The organism is Leeuwenhoekiella palythoae, from assembly GCF_900130045.1.
Taxonomy (GTDB): Bacteria; Bacteroidota; Bacteroidia; order Flavobacteriales; family Flavobacteriaceae; genus Leeuwenhoekiella; species Leeuwenhoekiella palythoae.
On the sequence record NZ_FQXT01000003.1, the window covers coordinates 697,128 to 718,274 of the forward strand.

At 42.7% G+C, this 21,147-nt stretch carries 10 protein-coding genes; all 10 read right to left on the reverse strand.

What is annotated here, in order from left to right:
* Positions 1 to 615 precede the first annotated feature (615 nt).
* The 10 genes from BUA96_RS10260 to BUA96_RS10305 all read right to left on the reverse strand — a co-directional run bounded on the left by BUA96_RS10260 (position 616) and on the right by BUA96_RS10305 (position 20,859).
* Positions 616 to 2,343 (reverse strand): glycoside hydrolase family 43 protein, encoded by a 1,728-nt coding sequence (locus tag BUA96_RS10260; protein WP_072982776.1) that lies wholly within the window; start codon positions 2,341 to 2,343, stop codon positions 616 to 618.
* A 47-nt stretch (positions 2,344 to 2,390) separates the two neighbouring features.
* Positions 2,391 to 4,478, reverse strand: a complete 2,088-nt coding sequence (locus tag BUA96_RS10265; RefSeq protein ID WP_206633732.1) for a glycoside hydrolase family protein — start codon at positions 4,476 to 4,478, stop codon at positions 2,391 to 2,393.
* Between the two features lie 248 nt (positions 4,479 to 4,726).
* Positions 4,727 to 7,468, reverse strand: coding sequence for a beta-galactosidase GalB (gene galB, locus BUA96_RS10270; protein WP_072982777.1), 2,742 nt, complete (start codon positions 7,466 to 7,468; stop codon positions 4,727 to 4,729).
* A 62-nt stretch (positions 7,469 to 7,530) separates the two neighbouring features.
* Positions 7,531 to 10,209: an alpha/beta hydrolase-fold protein gene (locus BUA96_RS10275; protein ID WP_072982779.1), complete on the reverse strand. Its 2,679-nt coding sequence runs from the start codon at positions 10,207 to 10,209 to the stop codon at positions 7,531 to 7,533.
* 18 nt (positions 10,210 to 10,227) lie between these two features.
* Positions 10,228 to 11,364 (reverse strand): alpha/beta hydrolase-fold protein, encoded by a 1,137-nt coding sequence (locus tag BUA96_RS10280; protein WP_072982780.1) that lies wholly within the window; start codon positions 11,362 to 11,364, stop codon positions 10,228 to 10,230.
* A gap of 3 nt (positions 11,365 to 11,367) precedes the next feature.
* Positions 11,368 to 12,471 (reverse strand): alpha/beta hydrolase-fold protein, encoded by a 1,104-nt coding sequence (locus BUA96_RS10285; RefSeq protein WP_072982782.1) that lies wholly within the window; start codon positions 12,469 to 12,471, stop codon positions 11,368 to 11,370.
* On the reverse strand, positions 12,468 to 15,101 hold the full coding sequence (gene xyl3A, locus BUA96_RS10290; RefSeq protein ID WP_128755683.1) for a xylan 1,4-beta-xylosidase: 2,634 nt from the start codon (positions 15,099 to 15,101) through the stop codon (positions 12,468 to 12,470). The genes BUA96_RS10285 and xyl3A overlap by 4 nt, the downstream gene beginning before the upstream one ends.
* Position 15,102: 1 nt before the next feature.
* A complete protein-coding gene (locus BUA96_RS10295) occupies positions 15,103 to 17,544 on the reverse strand; it encodes a glycoside hydrolase family 95 protein (RefSeq protein ID WP_072982783.1) in 2,442 nt (813 codons plus the stop codon).
* A gap of 14 nt (positions 17,545 to 17,558) precedes the next feature.
* Complete coding sequence (locus tag BUA96_RS10300) at positions 17,559 to 18,920, reverse strand: glycoside hydrolase family 43 protein (RefSeq protein ID WP_206633733.1); 1,362 nt, start codon at positions 18,918 to 18,920, stop codon at positions 17,559 to 17,561.
* Positions 18,921 to 18,924: 4 nt separating this feature from the next.
* The gene (locus tag BUA96_RS10305) at positions 18,925 to 20,859 is read right to left on the reverse strand and encodes a glycoside hydrolase family 97 protein (RefSeq protein WP_072982786.1); all 1,935 of its coding nucleotides are present in this window, start codon (positions 20,857 to 20,859) and stop codon (positions 18,925 to 18,927) included.
* Positions 20,860 to 21,147: the final 288 nt, after the last annotated feature.

Genomic DNA, 21,147 nt, shown 5'->3' on the forward strand with positions numbered 1-21,147 from the left:
ATAACTCTGAAAATTAATGATCTGTACAAAAGTCTCAATAATGCCCAAAAAATATATTTAAAAGCGGTGAACGCAATACGAAGTATAGACGAATGGTAGTTTAGTGTAGATAAATAGTAAAAGTACTTGTAGAATAGTACTTTAAGCGCTAGTTGAATATCGAAAAAGGCAGAAAACAAAAAAGCCTTGCAAAAATGCAAGGCTTTAAAAAAATATCGGGGTGGCAGGATTGAATTACACTAATCAAACCACTCGTATACAGTAATTTACATTTATAAATTTAAAAAAGGACATCAATTTAGACATCACAGAAAGCGGTTTTAGCTTTCTAACTGCAAATTTAAACTTTTAATACATAAAACTTGATTAATATCAAATTTCATCACGAGCATATCGATAAGCATTCAAAAATGAGAAACTCAATCTGAACTTGTCTCCCAACGAGTATAATGAAATCAATGAAAAGAGCCCAGATTATTTTGTTATGACCAGTCCCTAAATATGGGTTGAGGTCATAGCTCATTCATGGATAGTAAAATTTTTTCTCATAATATTTAACCACAATACTTCTGTAAGTAAAATCTCTGAAGTATTGAGTTATTCATTGAAATAAATTTAAGGTTCGATGGAATTATTAGAGGTAGCATATAGCCCAATCAAAGCTCCAGTAAAACCACCGGCTACATTGGTAGATAGAATATCTCCGCTTACAGTTCCACCTAAAATTTTATAATTATTGCCATCTGTGGCATAACTGAATTTATAGTCTGCGCTATCCCCCTCTACTTTCAATGATAGTTTAACATCTAAATCAATTTTTTCACTGGCAATAATCGTTGACTTCCCTTTTTCGGTGCGCTGCAATACAACATAGTACTCCTTGCCTTTTTTTGTCACCCCGAAAGCATAATTAAATCGCTCATTTTGTAAAACTGTTATACCTGCAAAATCTTCATCCGATTTAGGCGTATAAGTTAAATCAGTTTTAAAACTAAACGTCCTATGCATTTGACGGTGAAATAACGTTGAAGTGGGTTTCAATTCGGTAATTTCTGTTTCAAAAGGTTCAATTTCCAGACCTTTTTTGGTGTGCTTTATAAAAGCCTCACGAGGTCCGCGAAGACCAATCCAGCGATAATCTAATTTGTCTGCGCTGAAATCTTCTTTAAACGTAAAGTTCCCATTAGGAAAATTCCCGTCTTCACCAGTCTTATTCATTACTCCTTCCGGAAGTTCTAAAGTAGGTTCTATAGGTACTAAACCATTTTCAAAAACCGGATAGGTCCCAGACCAGTCAACCGGCAGAATAAAGGTTTCTCTTCCTGTATTTACCTGACCGGCTGCATTCGGTCTTATGCCCAGAAAAACGCCATACCATTGACCGTTAGGACCTTCAATGATGTCTGCGTGTCCTGCCCAGTCCACATTGTTTTCGCGATCTTTCGGGAAATAACGTTGTGTCAAAATGGGATTGCTTGGTGCAGGAACAAATGGCCCTTTTGGATTATCGCTCATAAAGATTACCTCACTGTGCCAGTCACCGGTTCCTCCTTCAGCACACATTAAAAAGTATTTGCCATCTTTCTTGTAGAGATGTGGTGCTTCAATCCAGATAGGATTATCAGCCAAATCAACACCTCCGTTTACGATGATCTTATCGGTCCCTTTGATGATCTGATCCTTTTCAACATCATATTCCCAAACTTTAATCACCCGGTGCCCCTGATACAATTCTTCTCCTTCGTTAGGCGCATCATTGTGTACCACATAGGCTTTACCATCATCGTCAAAAAAGATAGACGGATCAATTCCTTGAAAATCAAGTTTAATAGGTTCACTCCAGCCCTGCATCGGGTCTTTGGTTTTGACCACGATATTACCCAAACCACCGGCAAAAGCGGTCGTTATCATATAAAAGGTATCGTTGTTTTCATTGTAGGTAATTCCCGGTGCGTAAACACCCTGACTGATCCCGGTATCATGCACATCCAATTGCGATACGCGATCTAAAACGTGACCGATTTGCTTCCAGTTTACTAAATCTTTAGAATGGAAAATAGGCACACCCGGAAACATTGCAAAAGATGATACTACTAAATAGTAGTCATCCCCTTTACGCGTTATAGCAGGGTCAGGATAACACCCCTGAAGAATAGGGTTGTAAAATTCATTGGCTTCTAACGGATTTTCATTATATACCGCATCATTACCCTCATAAACTACATTGGAGAATACCGGTACGCCTTTTTTTGGAGGGTCTATGCGCTCCTTAATTATATCGAAGCTTGTTAAGCTCAAAATTAGCGCCAGAGCCGGGACCAAAATTAAATTTTGTTTTTTCATTATAGGAATATTTAGTTTAAGGTGTTTAAAATTTATTTGAGTCCAGACTATTTAAAAGCGACGTGATAGGTTTTCACTTTGCCTTTGTAGTCAAACTCAACAATAGCTTCTTCTGATGGAGATGATGCCTGCGTGATATTAACATTCACATCAGGATTATCTGATTTTGCAGTTAATACAGGTACAGAAGCAGCATCTTCTACATTATAAGTTGTCTCATAAATAGCATAGCCAGTGATACCGTTTTCATCGGTAGATCTCACCGGTGTTTCTGGTAGGTCAAGAGCTTTACCATTTGCAGAAATGAATATCTCAGGAACCACCGGACGGTTAATCGGCTTATCTTTAGAGCTAAAACCAAGCCCGACAAGCTCACCGAGCGATTCTACTTCAGCACCTACTATTTTGAGAAATATCGCATGTTTTTTATCCAGCTTGTCCACAAATTCAGATACATCAAGTGTAAATTGAGTAATCTCGTTTTTAGCTTGAGCGGGAACCGTTATATCTCCTATTCGCTTTCCGTTCCAGGTAGCGTTATCCCATGGACCATCTAACCAAACCTGTACCTTGAATGATTCTTGTGATTGTGGCTTTAGGAAAAGGTTGAACTTGGTTTCATTACCTTCTTTGGTGCCTTCAAAAGCAGTTACTCCTTTCTGGTCTTCCGATACTCCACCAAATCCAAAGTATTTATAGCCAATTATGTGACCGTTTTTCAAATCGGAGATCGGCATATGGTTATTCCATATATCCCAGGCGTCTTGTTGTATCCCAATATCAGAAAGGTAACATGCATAACCGGCAGAATAGTATTGATAGGGATCCAGTCCATAAATATGAAATCCTTCAGAAGTAACTTCAGCACCATTATACTCCAACCCATTTGAAGCTTTTGCTGTCCAAATCTCATCTGATGCATACGGATCATACCCTCGAAGGTAAACTGAGCCGCCATCTTCTACTGATTTTTCATCCCAAGAGACCGTGATGGGCGCTACCATTGCTTGACGGGCAAAGCCGAAACCTCGCGGTGGACGGTGATAAAAAACATACCATTGATTATTTATCTCTTCAATACTTCCGTGGGTATTGTGACCGGAATAGGTGGTCTCTATAGCCGTACCATTCTCATTCAATACCGGAGCTCGAGAATCAACAAGAACACCACCACTTCTCCAAGGACCTAAGGGCGAATCGGCAACTGCATAGCGTAAAGTTGAGTTAGAACTTCCAACACCGTAGTCTGGTCCTGAATACCCGCTAAAAACAGTAACATATTTATTACCCACTTTACGTATGGATGAAGCTTCAAAAAAATTAAAGCTGCCCAAATCCTCTCCCTCATAGATTTTAGGAAATATTGTGCCTTCGGGATCACGAATAACCCCGTATCTGCGGCTGGCCGGTAACAAACGCTCTATTACTTCGGTACCAGGTCTTAAGGAATACATCGTGTTTTGATCCAATTGTGCTGCAGATGATTTCTGAAAGCCCCAGTAACCATAAGCTCTATACCCTATTTCGTAATCCGGATCAGTAGGGTCGTCAATATATTCTATATAAATAGCAGGATCAAATCCTAAAATACTTCCGGGAACAGTTTTTTTTCCATCTTCGCTAAGATTAATAGGTGTAAACGGACCATCGGGACGACTCCCTTTGGCCACCATTGCTTCCCGGTTAGAACCCCGGCTATGGGGATATAAGTAATAGGTTTTAGTACCCTCTTTATCTTTTACCTCAACCAAATCTGGGGCATACATGACATCCCATTTTCCATCAACCTGATAAGTAAATACAGGGCCTTCGTCTTTCCACTCTGATAGATTTTCCACTGGTGCTGACCAAATTCTAATATCAGGCCCGCAATAACTAGTATATCGCACATCATGCGAACCTATGATGTAAGCCCGATACTTTCCGGGATTATCGGGGTCTTCAAATACTCTTGGCTCTCCATCAGGTAGATGTTCCCAAAGCGGTAAATATGGATTTCCCATAGCCTTATACGAAATAGAATTGTTAGACACACCTATATCAGAAACAGAATCTTGAGCTTGAACTTCGTTAATTAAAAAGAGAATTAGGAAAAAACTCAGAGTATACGAACAGATAGATTGAAAGTTTTTCATTTTTTTATAGTAATATTATTTAATAATTATGATGATGAATCTTTGACAAGGAAACTTACCTTTTAACTAATTAGCTAAGCTTAATATCCTTAGAGCATCTTGCGTTAATAAATAGAATTGAGCCAACCTGCATACTTATATTGGTTGACAAAATGAACTTTAGTGGAGCATCTTACAATCAATTTTAGTTACCACGTCTTGAGATTATTAGTATGTATTGAAATATTTAAAGAGCATTACTTTAAAATTTAATTTTTTGCTACAAGTAGCATTGACCCCTCTTGTAGTCCTTGTGAAGACACTGTAAGCTTGAAATTACCTTCGTTGCGCGATTTTAAAATAACCAGTGCAGAACCATTAAAAGCGTTACGACTATGGGAAACAAAACTTGTCATATCCGTTGGATCTCCATTGTCTGTAGCTACAATTTGAGCGCTACCATTGAGCTTAAAATGCAATAGATTATTTGCATTGGGTACTGTGCGACCATTTGAATCAACAATTTTAACCTGTACAAAGGCAAGCTGTTTACCGTCTGCTTTGATGGATTTTTGCTCAGGAATAAGTTCTAGCTTATACGGTTCTCCAGTAGTTTCTACAATATTTTCTGCCCAAAATTGGCCATTTTTATAAGTGACAACTTTCAATTCCCCTGGAGTATAAAGAACATCATCCCACCTTAATCGGTATTGAAAATCCTTCTTAGATTTTTTTCCTAGAGATTTACCATTTAAAAACAGTTCAGCCTCATCTCCGGAAGTAAAAACATGAACTGGAGTTATTTTACCTAGACGATCTTTCCAATTCCAGTGTGGTAATATGTGTGCCATAGGTAGGTTTGGTCGCCATCTGGATTGATACAAATAAAATCTATCTTTTTTGAATCCGGCCAAATCTATGAGTCCGAAGTACGAGCTTCGAGCCAAATAATAAGGTGTAGGTTCGCCCAAATAATCCCATCCACTCCAAACAAAACTACCAGCAACGTAAGGATGCTTATCTAGTGATTCAAAAACCTTATCTGCAGATGAACCAAAGGGTGCTGTATATAACTCATAGGAACTTACATAATTAGACCTAGAATCACCACCTGTAGTATCACTCACAGGGGCACTTATTTCTTTGGTTACAGGAAATATATAAGTACCTCTTGTACTTAAGGCTGCCGCATTTTCACTGCTTATTATCATTTTATCTGGAAACGCTTTATGAAAGTCAGGATATAAAGGAGGGGTATTAATACCCGGTAAATGAGAATATCCTGGAGAGTTACGTATACCCTCCCCTTGATAATTTAAACTCAAAACTTCCATTGTCTTAGGTAACGGCATATTTGGTTTTGCATAATTCATCGACGCTGTGATGGGACGCGTTGGATCTTCATCGAGAACATATTTTCTCAATCGCTTTGCTATTGCGGCACCATCTTCCCCTGTATATTGTTCACCAACTTCATTGCCTGTACTCCACATAATAATTGATGGATGATTACGATCACGCCTCACCATTGCTCTTATATCTTGTTCACTCCAGTCAGAAAATATTAAATGAAAGTCTAATGGATTTTTTTTACGCTCCCAAGAATCATATAGTTCATCGATGACTAAAAAGCCCATTTCATCAGTTAATTCCAAGAGTTTAGGATCAGGAGGGTTATGTGCCATTCTTATAGCATTCGCCCCTAGTTCTTTAAGTACTTCCAATTGCCTTTTTGCAGCACTTAGGTTAAAAGCAGCTCCTAAAGCACCTAAATCGTGATGTTGATTAACGCCTTTTAGATAAACCTTTTTATCATTTACAAGTAATCCGTGCTCAGGGTCAAAATTTAAAGATCGTATTCCAAAAGGCGTTTTATATATATCAATAATTGTTTCATCACTATAAACTTTTGAAACAGCCATATAACGATTTGGTACTTGAGCTGGAGGTGGTCCCCACAATTTAGGATTAGTAAGATGAGTAGTATCCTTCCAAGTCATTTTTGAACCTGCAGGCAGTATTAACTGATCTGAAACCATTTCTGCAAGAGAGGTACCTTGCATATTACCCCGAGCATCTAATTCAAAAATTTGGGTTTTCACCTTTACCCTAGCCTTTTCTTTTAAATCGTTTTGAAGTGTTAACTCAAAACTAATTTTAGCATTTTTAGTTGATACTTCAGGGGTGTTTATGAATGTTCCCCAATGGGCAACGTGCACAGAATTTGTTTTAGTCAACTTAATACTACGATATATACCACCGCCAGGATACCATCTCGAGGAATTAGGCGGGTTATCAACACGTATCGCTAATTGCATATACTCGCCTGGAGAAATATAAGGTGTTATATCTAATCTCCAAGACGTATAGCCATAAGGCCAACCACCAGCAAGATTACCATTTACCCAAACCATTGCATAAGACATAATTCCATCAATATCTAAGAAAATCGATTTGTCTTGATCTGATTTAGGGATAAAGATTTTCTTTCTATACCAAGCTATACCTGGACTGGGAAGTCGTCCCATTCCCCCGCCCACATTGGCATCCCAACCTTCCAAAAAAGGCTCACTTATAGCCCAATCGTGAGGCAAGCTAACAGTAGTCCAAGCACTATCCTTAAAATCCTTCTGAACGAATGCAAAATCATTTCCCGGATTACCTTTTGGTCTCTTAAATCTTTTTTTAGGATTGGAAATAAAATCATTTCCTGTAGGCATTATCCAAGGTTTTAAGGCGTTGCTATTATTTTTTTTTAAAACAGCTTCAGTAGGTTTAGCATCTGCTGGAACAACCTGCTTGGTGTCTACATAATCAGGCCTAGTGTCATATATTAAAGAATCGGCATCTTGGAGCTTCTCATATTTGTAAAATTTCCACCCTGAATCTATGGATGTAGATTGTCTAGCGCTAATATCATCATCAATATTTACTGATGGTATTTTGCAGCTGTACATCAGGAGGAGTAGTGCCGAAATAAAGATATAGTTATTTAGAAAAACGTTTTTCATATTTTCAATTTGATAACGATAAAAACTAATTTTTGGAAGGGCGAGTTTTAATAACCATTTAATTATCGAAAAAGTAAAGGCGCAAAAGTATACAGGTTATTGCGCCATACGGGCCACGTATGCCCGCCGGGATATTCTGAATAGGTGTACTCTATTCCCATCTCGTCAAATTTTTGCAGCATCACTTTGCAATTGGTGTAAGCGATATCCTCCTGTCCTCCCATAGCAACCCAGAATTCTTTGAGATTCTCATTGATCTGGTCAACGTTTTCTTGCATAAACTCATATTGCTTCCCAGAAATGGAATCGTCATTAGCAAACCAACCCGAGCTGAAAACGCCTAGGTAATCAAACAGATCGGTATTTTGCACACCTGTAAATAGCGTTTGGATCCCGCCCATACTCAGACCTGCTAATGCACGATTTTCAGAACCTTCTTTAATCCTATAGTTTTTTTCTACGAATGGGATTAAACCGTCTTTAAGTTCGTTTGTAAACATTTGCAGGCCCATTTCCGTAAAGGCTGAAGCAGGCATATTACCATCGGGCATTATTACGATCATGGATTTTGCTTTGCCTTCAGCAATTAAATTATCAAAGATCAAATTGGTTTTACCCTGCATTGCCCAGCCGCTTTCGTCCTCACCTCCACCGTGCATAATGTATAAAACGGGGTATTTTTCATCACTGCTTTCGTACCCCGGAGGCGTATACATATAAAACTGGCGCCAGCTGTTCAGCACCGGCGAATAGTATTGTTTTATTCGGATGTCTCCGTGTGGAACATCTTTTAAAGCGTAATAATCATCGCCTTTAAACGGCACTTCAATCCCGCTGGCCATTCGACCCATGCCGTAAAACGTCTTGCTGGCAGGATCTGCAACGGCAACCCCATCAATCAACAGGGAGTAGTAGTGTAATCCTTCCGTTAGCGAATCGGTGCGCACTTCCCACACGCCTTCGGTATTCTTATCCATATCGTATTTTTTGGCTAGATCAAGCTGCACGCGTTTGGCGTCGGGAGCTTTCAGCCTAAAAATCGCGCTACCATCCGGCATCAACTGGGGATATTTTGCATTGCGCATATTGGTTGAAGCGGGCGTACCCAGCAGACTATACTTCGTAATAAGCGATTCATCTACCGGTTTGAAAATGAGTTTGGCAAACATGTAGAGTCCGTTTTTCCAAACCTTAAAATTGTGATCACCCGGCTCGATGTAGTACACGTGAGGCACATCATTTTCAACCAGATACTCGTGGGTGCGTTCGCTAAAGCGCAACAGACGGTCTGCATCTCCACAGGAAATCCAGAGCAGGTTCAGTTTTTCACGAGCTGCTTTTGGGTCAGGAACCAAAACTTCTGGAGCTTTAGTATTAGGCGCCGAAGAAAATCCGCCCACATACGAGAATGTGTCGAGATTACCTAGACCGAAGTTAAGCGACTGGCCGCCACCCATTGATAAACCGGCGATGGCGCGATGCTCCCGGTCTATTTTTACCGGATAATTCTTTTCGATATACGGAATCAAATCATTTAGTAAATCCTGCTCAAATATGGCAAAAGCTTCCACCTTATCAGGTGCCATAATGTTACCTACGGCACGATCGTCTTTCATCGCGCGTCCGTTTGGCATCACGACAATCATCGGTTCGGCCTCGCCATTTGCGTATAAATTATCTAAAATAACTTCAGGATGTCCGCCTTTCAGCCATTCCAAATGATCTCCACCAATTCCGTGCAGCAGATAAAGCACCGGAAATTTTTTACCTTTTGCATAGCCGGGAGGCGTATACACCAAAGCCTTTCGGTTTGTTCCCACCGTTTTAGAAGGATACTGAATCGTATCTATAGTTCCGTGTTTGATCTCGCTTTGACGCACATCAAAACCTTTGGGTGCTTCCTTGACAAGTTTGGGATAGCCCAAATGCTCGAGCATCTGTTCGCCGTAACGTCTGCCCAGTTTTCTGTAGCCTGCGGCGGAAAAATGCAAATGATCTGCAATCGCCTCACAGTCTTCTGAAGAAACTACATAGGAATTCGGTATCACATCCGGCAGCGTCCGGATGATGGGATTCATACTGGCGCAAGCCCCACCCTGCTCTTCACTCACGAGTTCGCCGGCAATAAGCGGAACCTTTTTAGGATCGAGTTGCAGGTCTTTGATCAGGTTATCGTAAACGCCTTTTACCTTTTGAGGCCAAAGACTGTCTCCGGTGTTTGACTCTCCCTGATGCAACAAAATACCTTTGATTACGCCATCCTTTTGAGCCAGTTTAGCCATTTCCACAAGGCGCGCATAGGGATTCCCATCGTATTCTTTCACCATATTCTTCAGCCAGTCTGGCGAAGTCTCTACGTAAGACTCAAAGTTGTCTTTGTCAAACAATTCAATCTTACAACCGCCTACTGAAACATTGATCACCCCTACATTTACCTTTTGGGGTAGGTTTTCAAGGAGTTCACGACCAAAATAATCTGTAGGTGTTAAGCCGGTTTTACACCGGCATAGAGGCGGTTTGGCGGTGTACCAGTTGCCTTTTTCACGACCCAGATCGGGGCAATCTACCGCCTGCATCAGTTTAAAGCGCTCGTCCACTATGGTATCTCTGGGTTCAAAACGAGCGTGACCTTCCATATTAGACTGACCAAAAGCCAGATAGATGTGAAAGTTTTCATCCTGCGACCAACCGGTGCTGCAAGACAAAATAAGTAAACCGAATAGTAAAAGGTGTTTTTTCATAATAGAATTGGTTTTCGGTTAGTCTTTAAATAATTGTTGAGCAAATTGATGTAAACAGCGTCTCCATGTGTGCCACTCGTGGGCGGTTTCCGGTGATTCGTAAAGCGTGTACGTTATTTTTTGAGCCTTGAGCATATCAACAAAAGCATTGATCGTCTTCGGAAAACGTTCCGGTTCTTTGGTGCCCAGTCCCAGCCATAACAGGTTAAGCTGCTCATCCACCTGTGTACCATCACTAAAGGCAGCATTTAAGAAAGTATCTACATCAATGGCGCCTTCCATACCGAAGTTTGCCGTACCACTAAACCCACCGTAATACGAAAAAGTATCCAAGTTGTTCATAATGATGCGCATCGTTTGATTAGCTCCCATGGAAAGTCCGGCAATGGCGCGATGCTCACGGTCTGCAAGTGTTCTAAACTCCGCATCAGTCATCGGGATGATTTCTTTAAGCATTACCTCCTCAAAAAACGATTCGGGTCTGCCTTCTTTGGGTGCATCAGGCTTATACGCGTAGCCGTTATCCATCACGATAATCATCGGCTCGGCCTCACCATCAGCAATCAGGTTGTCTAAAATAAGATTGGCGTGACCCTGTGAAGACCAGCCGGTTTCATCTTCATAGCTTCCGTGCTGCAAATAGAGCACAGGATAACTTTTATCTGAAGTGGTATAACCCGGCGGGAGGTAGATAAAATTGCGTCTCCACTGCTGGGTGATTTCAGAGAAATACAGGTTTTCCACCACTTTTCCGTGAGGAACTTTTCTCAAGGCGAAAATAGCATCGTCCTGAGCCGGGATCTCGATACCGCTACCCCAACGGCCTGCACCGTAAAAGTATTTGGTTCCGGGATCAGGTACCGAAGCCCCGTCTATATTAAGCTGGTAATAATGGAAGCCCACATCCTGAGGCGCCGATTCGCCCGTCCAGACGCCTTCTGCGTCTTTGGTCATCTCGTATTTGACACCGCCAATATCGAGTTTTACCGAAGTTGCTTCGGGAGCTGAAATTTGCGCGCGCACCTGGCCTTCGGCATTCACCTGCGGAAAGGCTTTCCCGGCCTGATTGGATGTAGATGGTTTGTAATCCTGAGCCTGAACTAAACTGAGACCGGCAAGCCAAAAAAGACAGGTAATATGTTGTAGTGTTTTCATACGTTATTCGTTGAATAAAAGCGGAGCCATTTGATACAGGCTGCGTCTCCAGGTTAAAAATTCGTGCGCGGTACCCTCAGAAACATAAGAAACTGCCTTGATTCCGGCATCGTTCAGGGCTTTTGCAGCCTGCTTTACCCGATCCGGATTTTCTTTGCTTCCGGCACTCAGAAAAACAAGCTTCAAATCTTCGTGCTCTTTTAAATCTTCCGGGCTGTAAGTTCCGCCGCTTAAGAGACCGTAATACTGAAACAGGCCGGGCTTGTTCATCGTAATCATTCGGGTTTCCATTCCACCCATAGAGAGGCCGGCCATCGCTCGGTTTTTAGGATTGTCGAGCGTACGGAAGTGTGAGTCTATGTAGGGAATCAGTTCTTCGGTAAGAACGGTTTGAAAGTATTTAATGTCAAAATCGCGAATGCCTCCCCATTTAATTTCGTTGGTCATACCATAGGTATTCACAATGATAAAGGGTTCGATTTTTCCTTCTGCAATCAGATTGTCCATAATTAAATTGGCACGCCCCTGATTCATCCAGGCGGTTTCATTCTCACCCCAACCGTGTTGCAGGTACAGTACTGGATATTCCGTAGCGGTATTCAAGTGATAGTCCGGCGGAGTGTATACAAAAGCGCGACGCGAGGTCTTTGTGCTGGGAGAAGGAAACAAAATCTGCTGAACCGCACCGTGAGGTACATCTTTTAACGCATAAAATTCTTCATCGTGTGCGGGAATTTCGATCCCACTTTCCCAGCGTACCGAACCGTAGTAGTTTTTTGCTCCGGGATCGTTAAACGTACCGCCATCGACAGTGAGATGGTAATAATGAAAGCCTTCATCCATAGGACCTTCGGTGGTGCCGGTCCAGAAACCTTCTTCATTTTTAGTGAGTTTGGTACCGCCACGGCCTCCCAAACCTAAACTTACCGAAACGCTATCGGCAGCCGGAGCTTTAATCTTAAAGCGCACATAGCCCTGTGAGTTGACCATCGGGTATTCCTGCCCGGGCTGGTTTAAGGTGGAAGGTTTAAAATCTTCCTTGACATCTTCTTGTCCAAAAGACCATAAGAAATTCAGGCACAAAAAAAGTACTGCGAGTTTTTTCATATTTGCGGTTTTAAGTTAATGATGAATGTTTTTAAGTTGGCTTCGTCTGAGCTGTTGCCGTAAAAGATCTGGTATTCTCCCGGTTCTGCAGCCATTTCGAGCTTTTCTTCACTGTAAAATTGAAACGATTCCGGTACGATTTCGAGGGCGACCTGTTGCTGCTCGCCAGGTTTAAGTTCTACACGTTTAAACTGCTTCAGAGTTTTAATAGGTCCATCTGCATCATCTACTTTTCTCAGGTATACCTGAAGGATTTCGGTCCCGCTTCGATCCCCGGTATTTTTAACCGGAACCGTAAATTTCAAAGACTGACTTTTTGTGATTTCCGTTTTTGGAATTGCTGCTTCGCCAATTTCAAACGTGGTGTAGCTTAAGCCGAAACCAAACTTGAACAGCGGGTCTTCCTTCATATACCTATAGGTACGGCCATCCATAGCATAATCTTCAAAATCTGTAAGCTGGGTGGTATCGCGGTAAAAGGTAACCGGTAATTTTCCGGAAGGATTGTAATCGCCAAAAAGTACATCGGCTACGGCCTGCCCACCCGATTCACCGCCGTACCAGGATTGAAGAATAGCGTCACAGGTTTGGGTCTCGGGGACCAAACCAATAGCAGAACCCGAATTGTTTACGAAAACCACGGTTTTACCGGCCTCTTTTAAAGCCTTTAGACAGTTACGTTGCACTGCAGGAAGCTCAATATCGGTACGGTCACCACCTTTAAAACCGGGATAATTTACCGGCATCTCCTCCCCTTCCAGTAAGGTGGAGAGTCCGCCTACGAAAATTACTGTTTTAATACCCTCTAATTTGGCAATCAGACCGGTAAAGTCTACCGGGATTTCTTTCCCAAAATTAAATTCCAGATTGGCCTCCCAGTTATTCAATTGGGCGTACTTGATTTCAATGTTATAGGTTTTTCCTTTTTCTACCGGAAATGGCAGCGTCGAAGGAAGCGTTCGCCAGTTGTTGGTTTGTCTTAATGATTTGCCGTTGACAAACAGTTCAAAATGCCCGGTAGCACCAAATTTAAACGCGAGTTCCTCATCTTTATCTGCTGAATATTCGGTTGCGTAACTGGCTGAAAAACCTTCAAGATTTACACCTGAAGCAAATTCGTGCTGACCTGCCGTGGTGAGTTTAAGCGGATTGGTAATGTAAGTTTCGGCGATTACCGGTCCGCTGTAATCGGGCGTATTCCAATAGGTGGCTTTAAAGCCCTTTTTACCATCAATACCAATTTTCGAAAAATAGCTTTCGGTTACCTTATCTTCCACTAAGTCACAAGCCTGATCGTACACGATACGCTCCTCGCCTACTTTAGATTTTATTCCGTCCAGGATAGTAATGGTGCGCACGGGAGTACCGTTGTAATTTCCCCAAAGCATGGGCTCATCATCAGCATTAGGACCCAACACCGCGATTTTATCTAGGGTTTTATTAAGCGGAAGTACCTTTTTCTTATTCTGAAGTAAGGTCATCGATTTCCGGGCCATCTCCAGTGCGAGCTGGCGGTGCTTTTCGCTATTGATCACCGAAGCAGGAATCTGCGCCCAGGGCACGATGGAATCGGGATCCATTTCGCCCAACTCAAAACGGCCTTTCAGGACCCGCTTAACGCGGATGTCTATTTCTTCTTCCTGCACCAGACCACGTTTTACGGCTTCGGGCAAGAGTTTATAGTTGTGGTTGTTCCACTGGCATTCTACATCGGTCCCGGCAAGTACCCCTTTCGCGGCAGCGTGAACGGCATCAGAAGACACCCCGTGCGAGGTAAAAAAATCCTGAATAGCCCCACAATCCGATACCACCAGATGCTCAAAACCCCACTGATCGCGTAGGATTTGTTGCAAAAGACGGTCACTGCCACAACAGGGTTCGTCATCCAGTCGCTGATAAGCGCACATCACCTGACGCACATCGGCATCCTGTACCAAAGACTTAAACGCAGGCAAATAGGTTTCCCATAAATCCCGCTGTGAAATGGTGTTTAGGTTGAGTTCGTGACGGCTCCATTCCGGCCCCGAGTGTACTGCATAGTGCTTGGCGCAGGCCAGTAATTTTCGGTATTTGGCATCTTCAGGGCCCTGAAGTCCTTTGACGACCTGTATACCCATTCGTGAAGTGAGGTATGGGTCTTCACCATAAGTTTCTTGGCCACGACCCCAACGCGGATCCCGGAAAATATTCACATTAGGCGTCCACACCGAAAGGCTCATAAAGCGTCTGTTTTCTTCGCCATTGCGCATCGCCTGATGGTATTTGGCACGAACCTCATCAGAGGTAGCGTCAAAAATTTTGTAGACGAGCTCATCATCAAAAGAAGCCGCCATCCCTACCGGTTCCGGAAATACGGTAACATCATTGGTATTGGCAAAACCATGCAGCGCCTCGCTCCACCAGTTGAATTTTTTGATGCCCAAACGCGGTATCGCCTCAGAAACGTCACACATCAAGGTTGCCTTTTCTTCAATCGTGAGCCTGTTTACCAAATCGGCTGCTCGTTCTTCGGGCGAAAGCGCCGGATTTTGATAGGGATGATCCTGGGCGCTGATAAACGCAAACACCAAATGGAAAAGCACGAAGCTAAGACCTTGTTTGATCCTTGTTTGAGATTTAAAATTTTTCATTTTATCGGGCTGTCAATGTATAGGTTTTACCGGGTTGCGTATTCAATTCGTATTCAAAAACAGGTTTGAGTTCCGACTTTGTCAATTCCTGCGGATTAGCGTTCAGGGGTTCAGGGATTTCCGGTGTTTGGAAAAATCCATTTTCAACTTCTCCTTTAAATTCTGATAAACCTTCGCCTTTTAAAGGTTCATAGGAACGGATGCGGCAAAGTCCTCCCAATTCGGAAGTAATGTTGATTGTTTTGGCTTTATTGCGTTCCCATTCGATATCTACCTCAAAACCTCCACGGGTCTTGAGACCGGTAATGGAGCCTGTTTCCCAGGCATCGGGCAAGGCCGGTAAGATGTGAATGGCCCCATCGTGACTTTGCACCAGCATTTCAGCAATTCCTGCGGTGCAACCAAAATTTCCGTCTATCTGAAAGGGCGGGTGCGCATCGAATAAATTGGGATAGGTACCACCGCGTTGCTTACCATCAGGCTGAATGGATGGTGTGAGCTGATCCTGAATGAGTTTATACGCGTGGTTTCCGTCAAGCAGGCGCGCCCAGAGATTCACTTTCCAGCCCATTGACCAGCCGGTAGACTCATCACCACGTGCCACTAACGAAGTTTTAGCCGCCTCAAAAAGCTGAGGGGTGCGATAGGGTGAAATTTGATTGGAAGGATATAAGCCGTATAAATGCGATACATGGCGGTGGTTGTCTTTGGGGTTATCCCAATCGTACATCCACTCCTGCAACTGCCCCCATTTGCCGATTTGCATCGGTGGCAAACGCTCGAGACTGGCTTCGATCTGCGTTAAGAGTTCGCTTTCTTTATTTAAAATTTTTGCTGCTTTAAGTGTTTTGGTAAACACATCGTAAACCAACTGATTGTCCATTGTAGCTCCAGCAGCAACCGACTCGGGATGATCGCTATAGGGTGCATTTTCAGGAGATATGGAAGGCGCGATCACCAACCAATTATGCTTAGGCTCTTCTACCAGAAAATCATTTAAAAAGCGCGCTGAACCTTCCAAAATGGGGTAAACTGAATCTAAAAATTGTGTATCGCCGGTATATTCATACTTGTCAAATAAATGCTGCGAAAGCCAGGCACCGCCCATAGGCCACATTCCCCAAAAAGCTCCATCTACAGGACCAGTAATACGCCAAATGTCTGTATTGTGATGCGCAACCCAACCCGAAGCTCCGTACATATCGCGAGCGGTTTGCTTACCTGTTTCTGAAAGTTCCCGGATCATTTGAATCAAGGGCTCGTGCAGTTCTGAAAGGTTGGTGCTTTCTGAAGGCCAGTAATTCATCTCCGTATTGATGTTTATCGTGTACTTGCTGTCCCAGGCCGGTTTTAAACCTTCAGCCCAAATCCCCTGCAAATTGGCCGGCTGCGTCCCGGGGCGTGAAGACGAAATCAACAGATACCGACCAAACTGAAAATACAATGGTACCAGATCAAGATCATTTCCGTCCTTAAAATTAGCGACGCGCACATCGGTAGTTTCCGAGTTGGAATTGGTTTCTTCCAAACTGAATTGAACCCGATTAAAATAGGATTGATAATCTGCTATATGTGCGCGCTTCAAACCATCAAATTTCTTTTGAGAAGCGGCGTCTAAAAAAGTCCTCGCTTTAGCTGCCGCATCCCCGCCGATATCGTTATAGCTTTTAAAGTTGGTAGCCATCGAGATATATAAAGTCGCAGCATCTGCGTTGGTAATTTCCAGTTGGTTTTCGCTTTGCGAAAGGCTTCCGCCACTGGTTTTTGCTTTTACCTGAGCTTCAAATTTTACGGCACCTGCAATACCCTCGTGATCGCTCGAAGTTCCCTGTAAGCGAAGTATATGTTCATCATCAACAAAAGAAGTGGCTCGCTCCTCCCTGGTTATAGAAGCTGCAAAATTGAGTTTTCCTGATTCACTTGCGGTAAGTTGAACCACAATAACCTGATCGGGGAAAGATGAAAAAACTTCCATTGTATAAGCAACACCATCTCGCGACCATTGCGTGGTTGCCACAGCCGTTTCCAGGTCTAAGGTGCGCTCGTAATCGGTTACCACTCCTGTATTTTTAAAGTCTAAATGAAGTTTCCCGAACGTTTGATAGGGCATTCCGCTTTTACCGCTAAAGAATTTTTGATTGACTAAATCCTGAGCTTCCGCATAGTTTCCGTCAAAAATAAGTTGGCGTACCTGAGGCAGGGCCTCTTTAGCATTTGGGTTGTCATTTCGATGCGGCTGCCCGGCCCAAAGCGTATTTTCATTCAACTGAAGAATCTCGTGCTCCGGATCTCCATAAATCATAGCGCCCAAACGGCCGTTCCCAACCGGAAGCGCTTCCACCCAAAGCTTAGCCGGCTCATCATAACGCAGGGTCATATCGGGCTGTTGGGCAAAAGCCGATAAGCTTAGAAAAATCAGTAAAATGCTGCTCTTGATGTTCATAGTATTAATTGAATTTAGTTTTCTGAAAACATCCAGTAATCGAAGAACATAATTTTAGTTGCTGCTTTTCCTTTAAAAACGAAATAGAGGTCGTGCACGCCGCTTACTTTTTCAATCTCCTTAGAAACCAAAGCCCAGCGATCATTACCTCCGGTCATCGGCACCTTAAAAGCGGTTACCAGCGGCCCCTCTTTGCTGTCGAGGTGAACTTCCATACTTACATCGCTGTTGTGGGTGGTTCCCACACGAGCCGTAAAACGGGTTGCTCCTTCGGCTCTGAAATCAACATCTTTTACTTTGATGTAAGCATCATTCTTCATCGCAGTCACAAAAACACCAACGTTGTCATTTTCGTGAGCTTTGACGCCTTCAGACCAGGCTATGGTTTCCGCTTCGGTTTTGATAAAGGGATTTAAAACCTGCAAACTTTTCTCAATCCCCTCGGTCATTTGAAGCTCGGGGATGTTTCCATCTTTATCAAATTTCAATTCTTCAACAGCCACCGAACGTGTAAAGCCGCTACCTCCGGGAAGTGCCGCATTGTGATAAAACAGATAGGTTTTCCCTTTATAATCTATCACCCCAGGATGGTTTGTAAATGCCCCGCCCTGTCTGGGCATCACTTTGCCCTGGTAGGTATACGGTCCGGTTATGTTTTTGCTTGTAGAATAGCTAAGGTGCTCTGGTAATGGCCCTGCTGCGAAAATAAGATAGTATAACCCGTTGCGTTTATACACCCAGGGCCCTTCTTCATAGGTCGTAGGACGTCTTTCATTAGGTTCCCCTTCCCGCTTCCCAAATGCTTCTATCGTATTGGGAATTTGCTGAATTTCGCTTCCCAGTGTGATCATATCTTCGTTAAGCTTTGCGTAATAACACACCGGATTTCCCCAGAACAAATAAGCCTGCCCGTCATCATCTACAAAAACCGCGGGATCAATATCTGCCTGACTTTCCTGAACGAGTGGTTTGCCTAAAGGGTCAATAAATGGGCCGTACGGACTATCGCTCACCGCAACACCAATTCCGTTTTGGCCATTTCGGTCTGTGATAGGCACATACATATAAAACTTACCGTCACGTTCTGTAGCGACCGGAGCCCAGGCATTGCGCTGCGCCCAGTCAAAATCCTTATAGCTCAGCACAGTACCGTGATCGGTCCAGTTTACCATATCTTCTGTGGTATACAGGCGCCAGTCATCCATGGTAAACCAGGTAGAATCGTCTTCGTCGTGCGAAGTGTATAAATATACCTTTCCGTTATAAACCATAGGTGCAGGATCTGCCGTGTAATTGGTTTGTATAATGGGATTCTGGGCAAAAACCGTAGAAAAAACTAGTAAGCCAAACAGTTGGAAAAGATTTTTTTGGTTCATCGTTTTATTCATTTACAATTACAAAACCGCCTCCTGACTGAATGGTCAGGTTTAGTTTTCCGTTTTTAGGAATCTTTATTTCTTTGGTAAAAGTTTCTGCGTTTTTATCATCATTAATAAGGGTCGCGATCCTACCACCCAAAAAAGAAAGATCCAACTCCAGTTTCTTAGGTTCTGATTCGGCACTAACTCCCGCAACATACCATATGTTTCCATTTCGCCTTGCCAGTACCGAAAACTTTCCGGGATAACCATCAATAAAGCGGGTTTCATCCCAGGTTGTAGGTAATTCTTTCAGAAAATCGAGCTCAAACTTCGGTGCGTCGTCCAGGTTATTCGGCGTAAGCGCAAACATTTGTACCGGGTTTTGAAACAATACTCCTGTTGCCAATTGGAAGGCGTCTGTAGTCAGCCGTCTTTGTCCGGATTTGTTGCCTCTATTTAAGTAGTCGTTGAGCACCACGCCGCCAAATTCCATACTGGCAACAGCGTTGCGAATGAAGGGATGCAAAGTAGCGTTATAGGCCTCCTTTTTACGCACATCTTCTACAAAAACCAGCATTTCTGAAGCTACAACTGCTTCACTCCCTACAAAATTGGGATACATCCGCTCCCATCCACGAGGCAGAGTGGTGCCGTGAAAAATGATCATCAATCCATAATCGTTAGCGTCTGAAAGAATATCTTCATACAGGCGTATGGTTTCCTGCTTATCCCCTCCAAAAAAGTCTACTTTGAGGCCTTTAACGCCGGCTTCCTGAAGCCATTTCATCTCTTTTTTACGCTCAATAGACGTATTCATTTTATTAAGCGGAGTCTGGAAAGCGTCGTTTACAATCCCATTGGAGTTGTACCAGAGAAAGACACCTACATCTTTAGAAGCAGCATAGTCAATAAGTACTTTCATTCGATCGTAACCGATGCGCTCATCCCACCAGGCATCGATGAGGATGTATTTAAAATCCATCGTTGCGGCCAAATCGATATAAGCTTTTTGATCCTTATAATTCATACTGGCATCCTGCCAGATGATCCAGCTCCAACTGCCTTTACCGTATTCATATTCCTGCGAAGGCTCGTAAAGTGGCTCAACCACATCCCAGGGGATAGTGGTTTCTACCACAGGTTTTAAGCTCTTACCGATGGTAATTGTACGCCAGGGCGTTACACCAGGGAGGCCTAATTGTGCGCCACTGCTGCCAAAACCGTTGTTTTCCTTTTCATTGGGGTATTCAATATAAAAAGTACCATCCTGATACGCGCTTAAGTGCGAAGCCGGGTATAAACTGCGTACACCGGTTTCGGAAAGCAAAACCCAATATTCATCTTTTACTTTATAGAGTGCGGGAAAAACATAACCACCCCCTGCGGTTTGTTCGGCTATGGGCTTGTCTGCCGTGTAGGCAGACTCATAACTGGGAGCGGTACGCGCAAAACCGGTCATAGGCCGCATCGCATTTGATAAAAAAGAAGAAGTTTCCTGCGGAAAGCTAAAACCGGTAAGTTCCTTTTCTACAACTATAGCGCGGGTCTCGCCCCATTTATCAATCTCATATCGGAAAGCGATATCGTTATCGCTCACCTGAACTAAAACAGAAAACTGGCGATCTTTAGAATCCTTTACCGTATAACGAAGGGTGTTTGCATTATAAGTAATCTGAGATTGTTTGATTTTATCCTGCTCATAGGTTTTAGAAACCTTTCTGCTTTCGGCATTTACGAAAGTGAGATTTTTTGTGAAGTCTGCTTTCTTTGTTCTGAATCCTAAAGGAGCATTTTCTATTATAATAGTATTATCGAATTTTACTGTATAAATTACCCCCCCATCAATAACATCTATTATCACTTTTAAATTACCGTTAGGGCTTGCAATTGTCTTATTCTGAGCCCTTGCTATAAACACTAATAGAAATACGGAAACATATATTAAAGATTTCATTAAAAGGAGGTATTAGTTTTATTTCTAAAAATTAGCGGTTATATTTACCAAATAGTTAAAAAGACTATAAGTATAGATGGGATGAATTTACAAAAAGTGTTGAGATTACATTTAAATTATTTTAAAAAAATCAAATTTCGTGTGATTTAGTATTTCCAAACTGTTTGTCTTCCATAGTATGCAAAACACAACTAAGCACAGTTCTTAATATGAATTTTTAAAAAACGAATAACGATTTTCTCTAACAGTATAAAATTTTGGTATATACTCCTTGCTATCTTTAATCAA